Raw genomic sequence first — 17,378 nt, 5'->3', positions numbered from 1 at the left:
GATCGAGATCGACCCAAACTTCTGGTCAAGCCACTGATTCCGTAGTATCGTGAGCCAACCTGGTACATGATCGGCCAGAACAATCAGAAAATGATGACGTCATCGGCGCACCGGATGCCGCAGGCAACCACCGCGACGGCTTTGAGAATCTAGGGCCTGATCCCCTGACGGCAGCGGACAGTTCGAACTCGTAGTTTGGCTGACGGTTCCTAATCCTGGGAGGCCACCGTGTCCACATCAGAATCATCGCCCGCACCGAGTACGCAGCGGGTATACCGCGCCGATCCCCGATCCTTCGACCTGCGGGAAGAGCACCACCGGGCCACCTTCTCGGCATGCCAACTCCCCCCGACGCAGGTACTGGTGACCATCCACGGCGAGATCGACGCGACGAACAGCTGCGCGCTCGCCCGCTACGTCGAACGACGGATCTGCGGCTCCCGCCGGCTGGTCCTCGACCTGCAGACAGTGGAGTTCTTCGCGGCATCGGGGTTTGCCGCCTTGTCCAACATCAACGTCATCTGTGCGCGCGCCGGGGTGCAGTGGTCGCTGCTCGCGGGACCCCACGTCTGGCGACTGCTGCGAATCTGCGATCCGGCACGCGAGTTGCCCGTGGCGCGAGGCACCTCAGCCGGCAAGTACCTGCGCACACGCCCGAGCGATCGCAAGCTCCTCGTTGGTGGGAATAACTAGCACCGTCGTCGGTGACCCGTCGGCGGAGATGCGCCTGGCTCCCCTGCCCGGGCTGTCGTTGAGGTGCTCGTCGAGTTCGATGCCGAACGACGCGAGCCCCGACAGCGCGTCGCGCCGGACCACGGCGTCGTTCTCGCCGACACCCGCCGTGAACGTGATGACATCAACCGACCCGAGCACCGCGAAGTAGGCGCCGATGTACTTTCGCAGCCGGTGGATGTACACGTCGTAGGCCAATTGTGCTGCCGCCCGGTCTGATCCGGAACCGGACTCGATCCGCTGATGGAGCACCCGGAAATCGATCTCCCCGCCGAGCCCGCGCACGCCCGACCGCCGGTTGAGCATCGACTCGATGTCCTCGACGCTCATGCCTGCCGTCCGCCACAGATAGGTGATGACCCCGGGATCCAGATCCCCGGAACGGGTCCCCATCACCAGACCCTCCATCGGGGTGAGCCCCATCGAGGTCTCCACCGGCCTGCCACCGACGATGGCCGACGCCGAGGCTCCGTTGCCGAGGTGCAGCACGATCTGGCTCAGCGAGCCCACCGGCACCCCGAGGAATGCCGCCGCCTGCTCGCTCACGTACTGGTGCGATGTGCCGTGAAACCCGTACCGCCGGATGTGCCACTCGGCGGCGATCTCGTGATCGATGGCGTAGGTGGCCGCCGCGGCGGGCAGGTCATGGAAGAACGCGGTGTCGAACACCGCGATGTGCGGCACGTCGGGCAGGGCCCGGCGCGCCACCTCGATGCCCAGGATCGCCGGCGGGTTGTGCAGCGGCGCAAGCGGAGCCAGCTCCCGGAGGCGGGCGATCAGCGCGTCGTCGACCACGGTCGGCCGGTACAGGTCGGGGCCGCCGTGGACCACCCGGTGCCCGACCGCTCCCAGACCGAGGTCCTCGAGACGGGCGCCCGCTTCGTCGAACATCTCGAACACCGTCCGCAGCGCGGCGTCGTGGTCGGCCACCGGCTCGTCGCGGCACGCGGTGGCCCGCCCGGCGGACAGGGTCGCCGACGAGGACTCCTCACCGATCCGCTCGACGATGCCGTCGGCCAGCGAGGCACCCGAGTCCGGTTCCAGCAGCTCGAATTTCACCGACGACGACCCGGTGTTGAGCACCAGCACCGAGCGGGTCACGACCGCACTCCCTGCGCCTGGATCGCCGTGATCGCGACGGTGTTGACGATGTCCTCGACGAGCGCGCCCCGGGACAGGTCGTTGACGGGCTTCTTCAGCCCCTGCAGCACCGGCCCGATCGCGATGGCGCCCGCACTGCGCTGTACGGCCTTGTAGGTGTTGTTGCCGGTGTTCAGGTCGGGGAAGATCAGCACGGTCGCGTGACCGGCGACCGTGGAGTCGGGCATCTTCGTCGCCGCCACCGACGGCTCGACCGCCGCGTCGTACTGGATCGGACCCTCCACCAGCAGCTCGGGTTCGCGCGACCGCACCAATTCGGTGGCCTTCCTGACCTTCTCGACATCAGCGCCGGAACCGGAGGTACCGGTCGAGTACGAGAGCATCGCCACCCGGGGGGCGATGCCGAACTGCGCGGCCGTGCGCGCCGACGAGATCGCGATGTCGGCGAGCTGTTCGGCGGTGGGGTCCGGGACGATCGCGCAGTCGCCGTAGGCCAGCACCTCGTCGGCCAGGCACATCAGGAAGATGCTGGACACGGTGGAGACACCGGCCGTGGTCTTGATGATCTCGAAGGCCGGCCTGATGGTGTGCGCGGTCGTGTGCCGCGCGCCCGAGACCATGCCGTCGACCATGTCGTTGTGCACCAGCATGGTGCCGAAGTACGAGACGTCGTGGATGATCTCGCGGGCCTGCTCGACGGTGACCCCCTTGTGGCTGCGCAACGCCGCGTACTGCTCGGCGAACTGACCGCAAAGCTCGCTGGTCTGCGGGTCGAGGACCGTCGCTTTCGACAGATCGACGCCGAGTTCGGCTGCGCGAGAACGGACCTGGGTCTCCTCGCCGAGGATCGTGAGATCGGCGACGGAGCGCTGCAGCAGCCGGCCCGCCGCCTTGAGGATGCGGTCGTCGTTGCCCTCGGGCAGCACGATGTGTTTGCGGTCGGACCTCGCCCGGTCGAGAAGCTGGTAGGTGAACATCTGCGGGGTCACCACCGAAGGCATCGAGATGGCCAGCTGCGCAAGCAGATCGGCGGTGTCGACGTGGGCTTCCATCAGCGCCAGGGCGGTGTCGACCTTGCGATGGGATTGCGTCGTCACCCGGCCGCGGGTCGCGGCCACCCTGCTGGCCGTCTCGAAGGTACCGAATCCCGTCTCGATGATCGGAAGACGCAGGCCCAGCCCGGACACCAGCGAGGCGATCGACGGGTGCAGCGGCAGACCACCGTTGAGAATGACGCACGACAACGACGGGAACCCCTCTGCCGCATGGGCGCTGAGCACCGCGAGGACGACGTCGGAGCGGTCACCGGGCGTGACGACTGCGACGCCCTCGGTCAGCCGCTCCAATACGTGTTCGGCCGTCATGCCGGCCACCAGCACGTCCATCACCTCACGGGTCAGCAGCGCAGGGTCGCCGCCCAGCACCGCGCCGTCGACCGCGGTCTGCAACTCGGCGACCGACGGCGCGACCATCAGCGGTTCCTCCGGCAGTACGTAGCTTCGCGGCGCGATCTTCTGCAGCGCGGCGGCGACGTCGGCCATCCGGGCCGGCTCGCACCGGTTGACCACCACCGCGGCGGTATAGGCGTGCTGGGCTGCGATCTCGTCCATGCAGACCTCGACCACCTGCATGACCTGGTCGGGTGTGCGGCCCTTCGCCTTGACGGCGAGCACCACAGGAGCGCCGAGGTTGGCCGCGATCCGGGCGTTGGTGGACAACTCACTCGGCGCCGCGACGTCGGTGTAGTCACTGCCGACGACCAGCACCGCGTCGCACCGGTCGGCCACGTGGTGGAAGCGGTCGACGATGTCGGCCAGGGCGGCGTCCGGGTCGTCGTGCAACTGCTGGTAGCTGACCCCGACGCACTCCTCGTACGGCAGTCCGGCGGTGGTGTGATCCAGCAGCAACTCGAGGATGTAGTCGCGCTGATCCGGCCCCCCGGGAACCCGCGTGATCGGCCGGAACACCCCCACCTTGGCGACCGTCGCCGTGAGCCGATGCAGGATCCCCAACGCGATGGTCGATTTCCCGGTGTCACCCTCAGGGGACGCTACATAGATTGCGGATTTCTGGGATCGAGGCTCGTCGGGCACGCGTCAAAGCCTGCCTGTCAACTGGCCGTCATGTCCACCGGCACGCGCAACGTGGCGACCAGACCGCGGTGGTCGGCTCCCGGTACCACCACCGTGCCTGCCGACGCCGCCGCGGCGTTCTTGACGAGGATGTGGTCGATGCCGATCAGCGGTGGCCTTCTCCCGCGGCCGGGATAGGTCCGGGCAAGGCCCGCCCCGGCGTCGGCGCCGGCATCGCCGTATCCCTCGTCGAGAAGCCGCCGGAACGGCGCCATGTCGGCGGTCGCGTTGAAGTCGCCTGCGACGATCACCGCGCCCGCGCCCGCGTCACGGCCCACCTCCCGCAACGTGTCGGGGAACAACGCGATGTCCCGCAGCCACTGCTCGATCGGCTGCGGCCAAGGCGCCGCAAGGTGAATCGACAGCACCGTGGTGTCGACGACCACCCCGGGGATGCGGATCCGCGTGCCCAGCATCGGCAGCGCGTAGCCGTCGATTCGCCCGGAGTTCACGATGGGATGCCTGCTCCAGATCCCGATCCCCGACGCCAGCGCAGCGGGCAGCACGACGCGAAACGGGAACTCGGCGTCCATCCCCGCCTCGACCAACCCGTCGGCCGCATCCTGTGTCATCTCCTGGACGGCGACGATGTCGGCGGCGTCGCGGGCGAGGGCCACCAGAGTGCGTGGATCAGCTTGTCCCATACCGAGGTTGGCGGTCAGCACCCGGACGTCGACCGTCGCCGTCTCCGTCTCCGCAGGTCTCTGGTAACGCGGCAGGTAGACCAGGACCAGGCCTACCGTCACCGCAACGGCCAGCAGGGTGAGCAGCCATCTCCTGCCCAGAAGCAACAACAGCATCGCCGCCGGTGCCGCCGTGGCGAGGTAGGGTGCGGCCGCGGCGACGATCAGGGTGGGGTGCCCGGAGATCGGCAGGTACCGCGCGCCGAGCCCCGCGACCGCGACGGCCAGGGACAGCAGTCCGAGCACCGTCGCGAGAATCCGGATCATCTCGCGGGTTTCGCCGCGTCAGGCCAGGCGCCGCAGCCTGGGCTCCAGGTCTCGCTGGAACAGTTCGAGGAAACGCTTCTGGTCGTGGCCCGGCGCATGGAAGACCAGGTGGTTGAGCCCCCAGTCCACGTAGTCCTTGACCTTCTCGACGGCCTCGTCGGGGTCCGACGCCACGATCCAGCGCTTGGCGACCTGCTCGATGGGCAGCGCGTCGGCCGCCTTCTCCATCTCGATGGGGTCGTCGATGGAGTGCTTCTGCTCGGCCGTCAACGACAGCGGCGCCCAGAACCGGGTGTTCTCCAGCGCGAGTTCGGGGTCGGTGTCGTAGGAGATCTTGATCTCGATCATCCGGTCGATGTCGTCGTGGTTCTTGCCCGCCGCCTCCGCACCTTCCCGCATCGCGGGGATGAGCTTGTCCTTGTACAGTTCCTCGCCCTTGCCCGACGTGCAGATGAAACCGTCACCCGCGCGGCCCGCGTACTTGGCCACCTGCGGTCCGCCCGCGGCGATGTAGATGGGGATGCCACCCTCGGGCACGTCGTAGATCGAGGCGCCCGTGGTCTTGTAGTACTCGCCCTCGAAGTCGACACGGTCGCCCAGCCACAGCTCCCGCATCAGCCGCACCGACTCGCGGAGCCGCGCATAGCGCTCCTTGAACTCGGGCCATTCGCCCTCGTACCCGGTGGCGATCTCGTTGAGCGCCTCACCGGTTCCCACGCCCAGGAAGATCCGGCCTGGGTACAGACACCCCATCGTGGCGAACGCCTGGGCGATGACGGCCGGGTTGTACCGGAACGTGGGCGTCATCACCGAGGTGCCGAGGATCATGCGTTCGGTGCGCTCGCCGACAGCTGTCATCCAGGCCAGGGAGAACGGCGCGTGGCCGCCCTCGTGGCGCCAGGGCTGGAAGTGGTCGCTGACCGTCGCGCTGTCCATGCCGTGCGCTTCGGCCGCGACGGCGAGTTCGACGAGTTCGCGGGGTGCGAACTGCTCTGCAGACGCCTTGTAGCCCAGTTTCAGTTCAGCCATTGTCCCTTTTGCTCCTCACGTCCGCGTGACTTCTTTCTACACTCGCGTGATGGCACCGGTTCTCACGACCGTCACCGACCGTGTCCACTTCGCGCAGACCGACCTGGTGAACTGGACCCTGGTCGCCGGTGAAGACGGGGTGACGCTGATCGATGCCGGCTTCCCCGGAAGCCGTGCCGACGTCCTCGAGTCGCTGCGCCAGCTCGGCTTCGGTGTCCGGGACGTGCGCGCAATCCTGTTGACCCACGCCCACATCGACCATCTCGGGACCGCGATCTGGTTCGCCGAGACGTACGGCACCCCGGTGTACTGCCACGTCGACGAGGTCGGTCACTCGAAGCGGGAGTACCTCGAACAGGCATCACCGGTGAAGGTGGCCGCCCACGTGTGGCAGGCCAAGTGGCTCAAGTGGTCGGTGGCGATCATCCGCAAGGGCGCACTGACCCACGACGGCATCCCGACCGCCGCGCCGCTGACCGATGACGTCGCGGCGAAGTTGCCCGGGACACCGAAGGCGATCCCGACGCCCGGGCACACCGGCGGACACTGCTCCTACGTCGTCGACGGGGTGTTGGTCAGCGGCGACGCACTGGTCACCGACCACCCCGTGGCACCCCGCCGGGGACCGCAGCTGCTGCCGTCGGTGTTCAACCACGACGAGGAGGCCTGCAGGCGCAGCCTGGCGACGTTGGCCACGATCGACGCCGAGGTGATGCTGCCGGGTCACGGGCCGGTGTGGCGGGGCCCGGTCCGGGACGCGGTCGCTCGAGCTCAGGCCGCCACGGCGGAGCCGTGAATCAGACGAGGGTGTCGTAGCCCAGCAGGAACAGCGCCGTGAGGATGAGGCCGCACGCGATGACGATCGCCGGCATCAGGATCATCGTGTCGAGTTCGTCGTCGTCGAGCACGTCGTCCTCGAACCGCCCGAACAGCACCCGCGCGATGCCGGCGCGCCGGAAGGCGTGCACCAGGCCGCGGACCGCCTTGGTCTCGCGGCGGCGGCCGATGACCAGGCGGGACACGCCGCCGAACACGAATACCAGTGCGGCAGCGGCCAGCATCAACCAGCCAACGGTCGCCTGCGACACATCGGCAAGCCTATCGGCCGATCCTCTTGGCGAAGGCGATGGGATAGACCTCGCCCTCGGCGGGCAGTGGTTCGGCCAGGCGTGTGTATCCCATCGACAGGTAGAGCGCCTCGGCCTCGGGTTGGCGATCTCCCGTTGTCAGGTAGATCCGCGAGTAGCCCCGCGTGGCGATCTCAGCTTCCAGGTGTGCCACCAGTGCGCGGGCGTGGCCGTGGCGCCGGTGACGGCTGTCGGTCCAGATCCGCTTGAGTTCGGCGGTGGCGTCGTCGAATCGCCGGAACGCGCCGCCGGTTACGGGTCGGCCGCCGAGCAGGCCGATCAGCAGGCCGCCGCCCGGGGGCTCGAATTCAGCGCCGGGGTATCCACGCAACCACGCATGAACTCTGTCCCGGGATCCCCCGTACCGGTCGGCGTACTCGACCGCGAGCTCATCGATCAGCGGCGCGGCCAAGGGGTCATCCTGGCCGACCTCGACGAAACGCAAGTCACCCACGGCTGGCACGGACATCACATGACTGTGCAACACCGACCGCCGCACCGCATTCCGTCAGAAGGGTGGCGGGTCGTTCCCGTAGTCGGGGGTGTGGTCGGCGGGGCGGAATTGGTAGGGGGTGCTGGATAACTGCGGTCGCTGAGGCCGGCAGCGCGGAACAGCCGGCTTCACCGTCGCGGGAGCAGCGCCGCCAACTGATCGGCCGTGACCGTCCAACCGAGGTCGTGATCCTCGAATGCCTCCGACGGCAGAAGCGAATGCTCGATGGACATCAGGGTCTGGTCGTCGCCCACGGGTTCGAACGCGACGTTGACGATGCTCGTGACCGTGGGATCCGCCCAGCCCGAATGACTCCACGTGAAACGCAGCAGGTTCGGCGGGTCGAATTCCAGGAACTGCCCGGTGATGAGGATGAGCGAGCCCGAGTCGTCGACGTCGAACCGCACCCGACCGCCGACGTGCGGTTCGACGACCACGGCCACACAGCGGGACGGACGCGGACACATCCAGTCCTTGAGGGCCTCGGGGTCGACCCATTCGTCGAACACCTCCTGCGGCGTGGCCGCAAGGACACGTTGGACGTGGACGACAGGGCCGACCGGGCCCTCGCTCACTCGCCGCGCCCCTTCCTGCGCAGCCGCTCCGACAGCGCGTCGGCCCGGGCCGACCAGAACTCGGTCTGCTCGTCCATCCACTGCCGCGCGGCGCCCAGCCCGTCCGGTTGCAGGGACAACCAGTGTTCACGACCGCGGACTTCGCGCCGGACGAGCCCCGCGGACTCCAGGACGCCGACGTGGCGCGACACCCCCGCGAAGGTCATGGGCAACGGGGCGGCCAGGTCGGTGATGCGGGCATCGCCGCGCCGCAGCGTCTCCAGCAGGTGACGGCGCGTGGGATCGGCGAGCGCTGCGTACGCCCGGTCGAGCACCGAATCTTCAACCATTCTGTTGACTATAACCGGACGCCGTGATCTCCTGACAAGAGATATTCAACCGAATTGTTGAACGATCAGAAAGGAGCGGCGGTGAACACCCCGGAGATCGTGACCGCACGCGAGTGGCAGGCCGCGCTGGCGGAGATGCTGGTCAAGGAGAAGGAATTCACGCGGGCACGCGATGCGCTGGCCGCGATGCGGCGACGGATGCCCTGGACACCCGTGGACAAGGACTACCGTTTCGACGGCCCCGAGGGCCCCGCGAGCCTGCTCGACCTGTTCGCCGGCCGTCGTCAGCTCATCGTGTACCGCGCCTTCATGGACCCGGGCGTCAGCGGTTGGCCGGAGCACGGCTGCGTCGGCTGTTCCTTGATGGCCGACCACATTCCCAACCTCGCCCACCTCAACGCGCGCGACACCACGCTCGTCTATGCCTCCCGCGGTTCGCAGTCCGACATCGCGCGCATCAAGGACCGAATGGGGTGGGACATCCCCTGGTACACCATGCTTCCCGACGAGCAGGGCGCCTTCGACGTCGACTTCGGTGTCGACCAGTGGCACGGAACCAACGCGTTCATCCGCCGGCCCGGCGAGGGCGGCGAGCAGGTGTTCCGCACGTACTTCATCGACAACCGCGGCGACGAGGCCTTCGTCAACACCTGGAACTTCCTCGACATGACCGCTCTCGGCCGTCAGGAGACCTGGGAAGACTCACCCGCGGGTTACCCACAGTCCGCACCCTATGAATGGTGGTCCTGGCACGACACCTACGCCGACACCGAACCGTCACGCTGGTTCGGCGACCCTGATCCGGACGACCCCAAGGATCCGCGCCCGCCACGACAGCAGCCTGCGGAGTGTGGTCACTGTGCCGGCCGCTGACGCCCGCCAGGTTGCCGATGTCTACCGGCACACCCAGGCGCGGATCACGCAGCTGCTGACAGGGTCCGACGCCGGGGTGTGGGCATCGCCGGTCCCGGCGTGCCCGGGTTGGTCGGTGCGAGACGTGGTGTCGCACCTGACGGCGGTGGCCCAGGACTGGGCCGACGGTCGGTTGACGGGAGCGCCGACCGACGAGGAGACGGCCGAACACGTCCGCCGGTTCGGCGGCCTCGGCGAAACCGAACTCCTCCACGCCTGGTCCGACGCCACCGATCGTCTGCACCATCGGGTCGGCACCACCGGCCGGGAGCCACCGCTGGGTGACATCGCATGCCACGAGCACGACATCCGCGGCGCCATCGGAAAACCGGGTGCGCGGGATGCCGAGTCGGTGAGGTGGACCGCCGACAGACTTCTGACAATGCTTCGGCCTCCGGTTCCGGTGCGCGTCGCGGTTGAGGATCGCGAGTATCACAGCGACCCGGAGGGCAGGGTCGAGATCGTGCTGCACACAACACGATTCGAAGCTCTTCGCTGGCGGACGGGGCGCCGCAGCCGCTCTCAGCTGGCGGCGATGGACTGGTCGGGCGATCCCGCCCGGGTACTCGATCACCTGTGCCTGTTCGGCCCCGCACGCGCCGACGTCGTCGAATGACGGTCGATTCCGGACTTCCATCCAAAATTTGACACGTGTAAAGTTCGGCCGCATGGACAACATCGCCGGCAAGACCATCGCCATCACCGGCGCGGCACGGGGCATCGGATACGCGACCGCGACGGCACTGCTGAAGCGTGGCGCACGCGTGGTGATCGGTGACCGCGATGTCGCCCTACAGGAGTCGGCGGTGGCCCAGCTGACCAAGTTGGGACCGGTGTCGGGCTACCCGCTCGACGTCACCGACCGGGAGTCGTTCGCCACGTTCCTCGACAAGGCGCGCACCGACGGCGGCGGGCACATCGACGTGCTGATCAACAACGCCGGCGTGATGCCCATCGGCCCGTTCCTCGACCAGTCCGAGCAGGCGATCCGGTCGTCCATCGAGGTCAACCTCTACGGCGTGATCGCCGGCTGCCAGTTGGCCCTGCCGGACATGATCGCCCGTCACCGTGGTCACATCATCAACATCGCGTCGCTGTCCGGGGTCATCCCCGTGCCCGGCCAGGTGGTGTACGTCGGCGCGAAGTTCGGCGTCGTGGGACTTTCCACGGCACTGGCCGACGAGATGGCCCCGCACGGCGTGCACGTGTCGGTGGTGATGCCGCCGTTCACCAACACCGACCTGATCGCGGGCACCAGGGAGACGGCCGGCACCAAACCGGTCGAACCCGAGGACATCGCGGCAGCCGTCGTGAAGACGCTCGACAAGCCGAAGACCCACGTCTCGGTGCCGCCCTTCCTGCGCTTCACCGCGCAGGCGGCCCAGATGCTCGGCCCGCGCGGGCGGCGCTGGATGAACCGCAAGCTCGGGCTCGACAACGTTTTCCTCGAATTCGACACCGCCAAGCGGAAGAACTACGAGGACCGCGCGCAGGCGGCACAGGGTGTGGTCGAGGGGTCGACGCAGACCCAGAAGCAGCCTCAGCCGAACACCGGAAGCGGCTCGCCGATCCGGTAGGCCTCGATCGTCTCGATGTGCTCGAACAGTTCCTCGAGACCGAACTGGTAGTCCTCGTCGGCGCCGACGAACACCACGTGCGCGATCTCCCCGCCGTCGTCCGGGGTCAGCAGCACCACCGTCGCATTCGCCCGTTCGGCTTCGTGGTCGACCTCGGCGGCCGACGCCGGCCACAGCCAGAACACTCCCACCTCGTCATCGGCGTCCTCACCGAAGACCCAACCGCGCTCGGTGAGCCGTGTGTCGAAATCCTCGAGCTCCGCGGCGATTTCGAGCTCTTCCAGCACCCGCTCCGGAATCCAGTTCTGACCGCGGGAGGCCTGTCGCTTCCTGCGGCGCGCCTTCTTGGCATCCGACCGCTTGGACACCTAGGCCAGCGCCCGGTCCAGGTCGGCGATCAGATCCTCGGTGCCCTCCAACCCCACAGAGATCCGCACCACCCCGTCGCCCAGGCCGATCGCGGCCCGGCCGTCCGGTCCCATGGCCCGGTGCGTCGTCGTCGCCGGGTGGGTGATCAGCGACTTGGCGTCCCCGAGGTTGTTGGAGATGTCGACGATCTGCAGCTTGTCGAGCACCTCGAACGCCCGCTCCTTGTTGCCGCCGACGAGTTCGAACGTGACCACGGTGCCGCCGCCGGTCATCTGCCGCTTGGCCAGGTCGTACTGCGGATGCGACTCCAGGAACGGATACCTGACCCAACTCACCGAGGGGTGCGCCTCGAGGAACTCCGCGATCCGGTGTGCTGACGAATTCTGGTGCTGCACACGCAATGCCAGCGTCTCCAGACCCTTGAGCAGCGTCCACGCGTTGAACGGACTGAGCGCAGGTCCGGTGTGGCGCATCAACTTCTGCACCGGTTCGTCGATGTACTGCTTGCTCCCGAGGATCGCACCACCCAGCACGCGACCCTGGCCGTCGATGTGCTTGGTGCCCGAGTAGACCACCACGTCGACACCCAGCGGGAAGCCCTGCTGCAGGATCGGCGTCGCGAAGACGTTGTCCAGCACCACCTTTGCCCCGGCGGCGTGCGCCAGCTCGGACACCGCGGCGATGTCGACGAGCTGCTGCATCGGGTTCGACGGTGTCTCGAAGAAGACGGCTCGGGTGGGTTTGGAAGTGTCAGAGAGCGCTTCCTCCCACTGGGCGAGGTCGTCGCCGTCGACGAACACCGTCTCCACGCCCCAGCGCGGCAGGATCTCGTTGCAGACGACGAAGCACGACCCGAACAGGCTGCGCGCCGCGACCAACCGGTCACCGGCGCCCAGCAGCGCACCCAACGCCGTGAACACCGCCGACATCCCACTGGAGGTGGCGAAGCAGGCGGGCGCGCCCTCGATCAGGCGCAGCCGTTCCTCGAACATCGAGATCGTCGGGTTTCCGTAGCGCGAGTAGACATAGCGGTCGATCTCCCCGGTGAACGCCTTCTCCGCGTCGGCTGCCGTCTTGTAGACGTAGCCCGACGTCAGGTAGAGCGCCTCGGCGGTTTCCTCGAAGCCCGACCGCAACAAGCCGCCGCGGACGCCGATGGTCTCCTGACTGACGCCTTCGGGCAGTTCGGCCGGTACCCGAACCGACGGCACCGGCTCGTTCACGATTGTCTCCAAGGCAGTCCGACCGCTTTCCAACCGGTGCTGCCCCGGTGCTTGTTCTCGTCGAGATCGCCCTCGAAGCCGTCCAGCATGTTGTAGGACGGGGCGATACCGGCCTCCGTCGCGGCCTCGGCCGCACCGATCGAGCGGTTGCCCGAGCGGCACAGGAACACCACGGGCGCCTCACCGGGGGTGACGCCCGAGGCCACCAGGTCGTCGACGAAACCGTCGTTGCGGGTGCCGTCGGTGCGGTTCCATTCGACGTAGACGACGTCGCGATCGAGGCCGGAGAGGTCGGCCACCCCGACGAACCGCCACTCGGCCTCGGTCCGCACGTCGACGAGAACGGCATCGCCATTCTCGCTCAGCAGCTTCCAGGCTTCCTCAGGCGTGATGTCTCCCGCGTAACTCACGGTCGTGAGTCTCCCACAGCTAACGGGGACCGGTCGAACAGACCTTCCACACCCCGTCCTGGCGCGCGAAGGTGATCTCCACCGTCTCGGTGGCGTCGGGGTCCTTGTCGAAGTGGTAGGTGACATCGGCGGTGGCCCGGTCGCCGTCGATGGTGACGGCGGTCGTCCCGTCGACGAAGCGCTCACCTCGCTGTGCCACCGAATTGCGTTGTCCGGCAAGAAGTTCTTCTTCCACGCCGTGTTGTTCGGCGCATGTGTAGGCACGAAAGTCGGCGTAGTCCTGCCGCTGCAGCGCGTCGTTCTGCGCGACCACGGCGCGACCGATCTGCTGGTCGTCGGTGAGGTCATCACCGTCGAACACGTTGAACAGCCAGATTGCGATCACGACGGCGACGATGATCGTCAGCGCACCCAGGAACGGACCGGCGGTCCCGCCGTCGGACGATGTCTCGGACGGTTCGGTCACCGGAGCCTGCGCAGCGCGGTCGCGACCCGGCGGGCACGGTCGCGCGCCACGATCGGATCGGGTGCGGTCGCCATCGACAGGGCCAGCCAGGGCCTGGCGGTGACGTCGGTGGAATCGGGTGGACGGTACAGACGCACGTCGCTCTCGGCGACGGCCAGCGCGTCCGCCAGCACGCCGCGCACCTGCCCTTCCTCCATGACGGCGCCCTCCGACTGCGGACCCGCGTAGCGCACCTCGACCGCGCCCGGCGAGATCATGATGGTGTCCACGGGAAGGCCGAGGATGGCCCGGGCGTGCAACTCGAACTCGGAGAGCCGCTGCGAGCGCAAGGTCACCAGCCCGCTGTCATGGGGGCGCGGCCGCACGTCGGCGAAGTACACCTCGTCACCGCGCACCAGCAACTCGACGCTGAACACCCCGCGGCCGCCGAGGGAGTTGACGATGCGCGCGGCGATCGACTTCCCGGCGTCCAGCGCGGCGGGCGAGAGCTGCTGGGGCTGCCAGCATTCAAGGGTGTCGCCGCCGTCGGACTGATGGTGGCCGATCGGCTCACAGAAGTGCACGATCGGGCCCGCGGGGCCGGTCGTGCGCACCGTCAACATCGTCACCTCGACATTGACGTCGACCACGGTCTCCGCCATCACCCGCTGCATGCTGAGCCGGCCCCCCGCGACGGCGCGGCGCCAGGCGGGTTCGACGTCCTCGGGCCTCAACACCACCGACTCCCCCTCGCCGGGAGCCGCGGCGACCGGTTTGACGACCAACGGGAAGCCCGCGTGCTGCGCGATCGCGGTGAGCTCGGCCGCCGAACCGGCGAACCAGAACGGCGCGGTGGGCAGCCCCAGCTCGTCGGCCGCGAGGCGGCGCAGCCCCTCACCGTCCAGCGACAGCCGGGTGCTGCGCGGTGTGGGGAACACCTCGACGTCGCCGCGTTCGGCGATCGTGATCAGCGCGTCCGTGGCGATCGCGCCGGCGTCGGCCACCACGTAGTCGGGTTTCGCCTCGTCGATGAGGGCGGTGAGGGCCTCGGCGTCGGTCGCGTCGGGGTGTCGCCCGACGACGCGGACCTCCGCGCCGAGGCGCTGGAAGGCCAATGCGAGTTCGCGGCTGCGGTCCCCGGCGCCGAGCAGCAGGACGGAAGCCGAACCCGGGACGGGCGCGGCGGCGGGCTCGGGCGCGGGCGCGGTGTCGCCTTCTGTCGTGTCACTCATCGACCGTCCACCCTGCCAGAACCCGGGGCGCGATGAGTCACGCCATGCTCAAGCGGGCCGTCGAGTTGCGCACGGAAGGCACCCAACGCTTCGATCAGCGCGGCGAACACACGGTGCGCCGCGGTGAGGTCGCCGTCGGGAAGGCCCGCCAGCGCGTCGCGGGTGTGGTCTGCCAGCGGCGTGAAGAAGTCCCGCGCGACCTCCATTCCGTGGTCGGCGACGCGCAGCATGACCTTGCGGCGATCCGCGGGATGGGAATCCCGCAGCAGATGCCCCGAAGCGATCATTCGTTCGACGAGGTAGGTGATCGCCGCGCCCGACATCCCCATCCGGCTTCTGAGCTCACCGGCCGTCAAGGGTGCGCCGGCGTTCTCCGCGACCGTGACGTGCAGCAGTGCGCGAAAATCGTTGGCCGTCAGCGTGTGGAGACCCGCGAAGTGGTGCCCGATCTGGTCTGATTCGGCCGTCAGGGCGCGGGTATCGGCAGCGATCAGCGCCTCGAGAGCCGCCCGATCTTCGTTGTGCACGGCTCCACCATAGCCAGAACATTCGATTGCTTAATTGTTAATTATTTGAAATATTCGGGTTCATGACCCGTCGACTGTCCTGGGTGATCGCACTCGTCATCGTCGCCCTGTCCGGCGCGCTGATGGGGCTCGTCGGCAGCGGCGACTCGGCCGAGCAGTCGCCGGTGCCCGTCCCGTCCGGCGCGGAGTCCGCCCGAGCCGAGGCCGCCGGCAAGCAGTTCCCGGGTGGTGACCGCGTTCCGGCCATCCTGGTGGTCAGCCGCGGCGACGGTGCGTCGCTGACCCCAGCCGACGTCGAGGCGGCCAACAGCGCACGGGACCGGATGCTGGCCGTCGCCGGCGCCGGGGCGACGGCAGGGGCGAGCGAAGCGACGGGAGATGTCACAGGGCCGCCGACGCAGGTGTCGGCGGACGGCGAGGCCGCGGTGGCCACCGTGCCCCTGCAGGCGGACCTGTCGGGGTTCGCGCTCAACGACCAGGTCGATGCGCTGCGCACCGCCACGGCCGACGGGCTGCCCGGCGATCTTCGCGCCGAGGTCACCGGCGGGCCGGCCTTCGGCGCGGACATCGCCAACTCGTTCTCCGGGGCGAACGTCACATTGCTCATCGTCACGGCAGCCGTGGTCGCGCTGTTGCTGATCATCACCTACCGCTCCCCGGTGCTGTGGCTGGTGCCCCTGCTGGTGATCGGCTTCGCCGACCGGGTCGCCTCCGTCGCGGGCTCGGCGGTCGCCGAAGCCGTGGGGATGACCCCGGACGGGTCGACGTCGGGCATCACCAGTGTCCTGGTGTTCGGCGCGGGCACCAACTACGCGCTGCTGCTGATCTCGCGGTACCGAGAAGAGCTGGGCCGCAACCCCTCCCATCACGACGCGCTGAACACGGCGGTCCGCCGCGCCGGACCCGCGATCGTCGCCAGCAACGCGACCGTGGTGCTGGCCCTGCTGACGCTGCTCTTCGCATCGTCCCCGAGCACCCGCAGCCTCGGGATCCAGGCCGCCTCGGGCCTGGTGGTGGCGGCGGTGTTCGTGCTGCTGGTGCTGCCTCCGCTGCTCGGCCTGTTCGGCCGGAAGCTGTTCTGGCCGTTCATTCCCCGGGTGGGGGCCGAGGCGCTCACCGACAGCGGGATCTGGCACCGGGTGGCCTCCGCCGTCGCACGGCGGCCCGCCCGGGTGGCCGCGGTCTCGATCGGCGCGCTGGCACTGCTGTGCACGGGATTGCTCGGCACACCCATCGGCCTGTCGCAGACCGAGCAGTTCCGCGTCCAGGCCGAATCGGTGAGCGGTTACGACACGTTGGCGGCGCACTTCCCCAGCGGCCTGACCGACCCCACCCGCGTCATCGCCTCGACCGACCGGGCCGCCGAGGTGCAGCGCGCGATCGACGGCACCCCCGGCGTGGTGTCGGCCACCCCGACGGGCACCGCACCGAATGGGCTGAGCCAATGGTCGGTCGTCCTCGACGCCGCCCCGGCCTCCGAGGAGACGTTCGAAGCCGTTGACGCGCTGCGGTATTCGGTCCACCAGGTCGATGCGGACGGCCTCGTCGGCGGATCCGACGCCAAGGCGAGGGACGCCTCCGCGGCGGCCGGACGAGACCGGGCGATCGTGGTGCCTGCCATCCTCGCGGTGGTTCTGCTCGTGCTGTACGTGTTGCTGCGGTCCGCGCTGGCGCCGCTGATCCTGGTCGCGGTGACGGTGTTGAGCGCGCTGGCCGCGCTCGGCCTCGGCGGCTGGGTCAGCGTGCACGTGTTCGGGTTTCCGGCGCTGGACATCACCGCCCCGCTGTTCGCGTTCCTGTTCCTGGTGGCCCTCGGCGTGGACTACACGATCTTCCTGGTGACCCGCGCCAGGGAGGAGACGCCGCAGCACGGCACACGCGACGGCATCGTCAGGGCCGTGTCGGCCACCGGCGTGGTCATCACCAGCGCGGGCATCGTGCTGGCCGCGGTGTTCTGCGTGCTCGGCGTGCTGCCCCTGATCGTGCTCACCCAGGTCGGCATCATCGTCGGCCTGGGCATCCTGCTGGACACCTTCGTCGTGCGGACCGTGATCATCCCGGCGCTGTTCACGCTCATCGGGCCCAGGATCTGGTGGCCCGCACTGCAGGACGAGGACCCCCGTCCCGGCGGTGGACCGCCAGGAGGTCGCCACCGCACTCGGACGGCTGCGGATACGTAGCCCCGACGGCGAGCCGACGTTTGGGCCGTCTTTGT

Annotated in this window: 20 protein-coding genes; 6 read left to right on the top strand and 14 right to left on the bottom strand. The window is 68.6% G+C overall.

Annotated elements, in window-relative coordinates:
- The first annotated feature begins 228 nt into the window (after positions 1-228).
- On the top strand, positions 229-693 hold the full coding sequence (locus tag H7I57_RS29625) for an STAS domain-containing protein (RefSeq protein ID WP_264028098.1): 465 nt from the start codon (positions 229-231) through the stop codon (positions 691-693).
- Here the strand turns inward: H7I57_RS29625 and H7I57_RS29620 are convergent.
- From H7I57_RS29620 to fgd, 4 genes are read right to left on the bottom strand one after another with little or no spacing between them, the layout of a single operon-like run.
- Positions 628-1,833 (bottom strand): acetate kinase, encoded by a 1,206-nt coding sequence (locus H7I57_RS29620; protein WP_264028097.1) that lies wholly within the window; start codon positions 1,831-1,833, stop codon positions 628-630. The genes H7I57_RS29625 and H7I57_RS29620 overlap by 66 nt on opposite strands.
- The gene (gene pta / locus H7I57_RS29615; RefSeq protein ID WP_264028096.1) at positions 1,830-3,926 is read right to left on the bottom strand and encodes a phosphate acetyltransferase; all 2,097 of its coding nucleotides are present in this window, start codon (positions 3,924-3,926) and stop codon (positions 1,830-1,832) included. The genes H7I57_RS29620 and pta overlap by 4 nt, the downstream gene beginning before the upstream one ends.
- A gap of 17 nt (positions 3,927-3,943) precedes the next feature.
- Positions 3,944-4,915, bottom strand: coding sequence for an endonuclease/exonuclease/phosphatase family protein (locus tag H7I57_RS29610; protein WP_264028095.1), 972 nt, complete (start codon positions 4,913-4,915; stop codon positions 3,944-3,946).
- 18 nt (positions 4,916-4,933) lie between these two features.
- Positions 4,934-5,944 carry a glucose-6-phosphate dehydrogenase (coenzyme-F420) gene (gene fgd, locus H7I57_RS29605; RefSeq protein ID WP_264028093.1) on the bottom strand — a complete coding sequence of 337 codons (1,011 nt, stop codon included), beginning with the start codon at positions 5,942-5,944 and terminating at the stop codon, positions 4,934-4,936.
- A gap of 49 nt (positions 5,945-5,993) precedes the next feature.
- Here fgd and H7I57_RS29600 point away from each other — a divergent pair, with 49 nt between their 5' ends.
- On the top strand, positions 5,994-6,740 hold the full coding sequence (locus H7I57_RS29600) for an MBL fold metallo-hydrolase (protein WP_264028092.1): 747 nt from the start codon (positions 5,994-5,996) through the stop codon (positions 6,738-6,740).
- A gap of 1 nt (position 6,741) precedes the next feature.
- On the opposite strand, the gene H7I57_RS29595 is transcribed toward H7I57_RS29600, so the two are convergent.
- The 4 genes from H7I57_RS29595 to H7I57_RS29580 all read right to left on the bottom strand — a co-directional run bounded on the left by H7I57_RS29595 (position 6,742) and on the right by H7I57_RS29580 (position 8,468).
- Entirely contained in the window at positions 6,742-7,032 is a 291-nt protein-coding gene (locus tag H7I57_RS29595; protein WP_264028091.1) for a hypothetical protein, read from the bottom strand.
- A gap of 10 nt (positions 7,033-7,042) precedes the next feature.
- Positions 7,043-7,540 (bottom strand): GNAT family N-acetyltransferase, encoded by a 498-nt coding sequence (locus tag H7I57_RS29590; protein WP_264028090.1) that lies wholly within the window; start codon positions 7,538-7,540, stop codon positions 7,043-7,045.
- Positions 7,541-7,692: 152 nt separating this feature from the next.
- Positions 7,693-8,139 carry an SRPBCC family protein gene (locus tag H7I57_RS29585; RefSeq protein WP_264028089.1) on the bottom strand — a complete coding sequence of 149 codons (447 nt, stop codon included), beginning with the start codon at positions 8,137-8,139 and terminating at the stop codon, positions 7,693-7,695.
- Positions 8,136-8,468, bottom strand: a complete 333-nt coding sequence (locus H7I57_RS29580; RefSeq protein WP_264028088.1) for an ArsR/SmtB family transcription factor — start codon at positions 8,466-8,468, stop codon at positions 8,136-8,138. Before H7I57_RS29580 ends, H7I57_RS29585 begins: the two co-directional genes overlap by 4 nt.
- Before the next feature lie 81 nt (positions 8,469-8,549).
- Between H7I57_RS29580 and H7I57_RS29575 the strand changes: the two genes are divergently transcribed.
- From H7I57_RS29575 to H7I57_RS29565, 3 genes are read left to right on the top strand one after another with little or no spacing between them, the layout of a single operon-like run.
- Entirely contained in the window at positions 8,550-9,341 is a 792-nt protein-coding gene (locus tag H7I57_RS29575; protein ID WP_264028087.1) for a DUF899 domain-containing protein, read from the top strand.
- On the top strand, positions 9,319-9,996 hold the full coding sequence (locus tag H7I57_RS29570) for a maleylpyruvate isomerase N-terminal domain-containing protein (RefSeq protein WP_264028086.1): 678 nt from the start codon (positions 9,319-9,321) through the stop codon (positions 9,994-9,996). Before H7I57_RS29575 ends, H7I57_RS29570 begins: the two co-directional genes overlap by 23 nt.
- A gap of 52 nt (positions 9,997-10,048) precedes the next feature.
- Entirely contained in the window at positions 10,049-10,957 is a 909-nt protein-coding gene (locus tag H7I57_RS29565) for an SDR family oxidoreductase (RefSeq protein WP_264028085.1), read from the top strand.
- Here H7I57_RS29565 and H7I57_RS29560 read toward each other — a convergent pair.
- The 6 genes from H7I57_RS29560 to H7I57_RS29535 are packed head-to-tail and all read right to left on the bottom strand — an operon-like array spanning position 10,921 to position 15,163.
- A complete protein-coding gene (locus tag H7I57_RS29560) occupies positions 10,921-11,325 on the bottom strand; it encodes a hypothetical protein (RefSeq protein WP_264028084.1) in 405 nt (134 codons plus the stop codon). The two genes, H7I57_RS29565 and H7I57_RS29560, sit on opposite strands and share 37 nt — an antisense overlap.
- A complete protein-coding gene (locus H7I57_RS29555; RefSeq protein WP_372510490.1) occupies positions 11,326-12,549 on the bottom strand; it encodes an O-succinylhomoserine sulfhydrylase in 1,224 nt (407 codons plus the stop codon). It lies immediately after the preceding gene.
- Complete coding sequence (locus H7I57_RS29550; RefSeq protein WP_264028082.1) at positions 12,546-12,959, bottom strand: rhodanese-like domain-containing protein; 414 nt, start codon at positions 12,957-12,959, stop codon at positions 12,546-12,548. Before H7I57_RS29550 ends, H7I57_RS29555 begins: the two co-directional genes overlap by 4 nt.
- 19 nt (positions 12,960-12,978) lie before the next feature.
- Positions 12,979-13,425 (bottom strand): Rv0361 family membrane protein, encoded by a 447-nt coding sequence (locus H7I57_RS29545; RefSeq protein ID WP_264028081.1) that lies wholly within the window; start codon positions 13,423-13,425, stop codon positions 12,979-12,981.
- Positions 13,422-14,636 (bottom strand): formate-dependent phosphoribosylglycinamide formyltransferase, encoded by a 1,215-nt coding sequence (gene purT / locus H7I57_RS29540; RefSeq protein WP_264028079.1) that lies wholly within the window; start codon positions 14,634-14,636, stop codon positions 13,422-13,424. Before purT ends, H7I57_RS29545 begins: the two co-directional genes overlap by 4 nt.
- Positions 14,633-15,163 (bottom strand): MarR family winged helix-turn-helix transcriptional regulator, encoded by a 531-nt coding sequence (locus H7I57_RS29535; protein WP_264028078.1) that lies wholly within the window; start codon positions 15,161-15,163, stop codon positions 14,633-14,635. Before H7I57_RS29535 ends, purT begins: the two co-directional genes overlap by 4 nt.
- Before the next feature lie 62 nt (positions 15,164-15,225).
- Between H7I57_RS29535 and H7I57_RS29530 the strand changes: the two genes are divergently transcribed.
- Positions 15,226-17,343 carry an MMPL family transporter gene (locus H7I57_RS29530; RefSeq protein WP_264028077.1) on the top strand — a complete coding sequence of 706 codons (2,118 nt, stop codon included), beginning with the start codon at positions 15,226-15,228 and terminating at the stop codon, positions 17,341-17,343.
- Positions 17,344-17,378: the final 35 nt, after the last annotated feature.

Source organism: Mycolicibacterium pyrenivorans (assembly GCF_025821625.1).
GTDB classification, from domain to species: domain Bacteria; phylum Actinomycetota; class Actinomycetes; order Mycobacteriales; family Mycobacteriaceae; genus Mycobacterium; species Mycobacterium pyrenivorans.
This window is presented reverse-complemented; position numbering and strand designations above follow the sequence as displayed.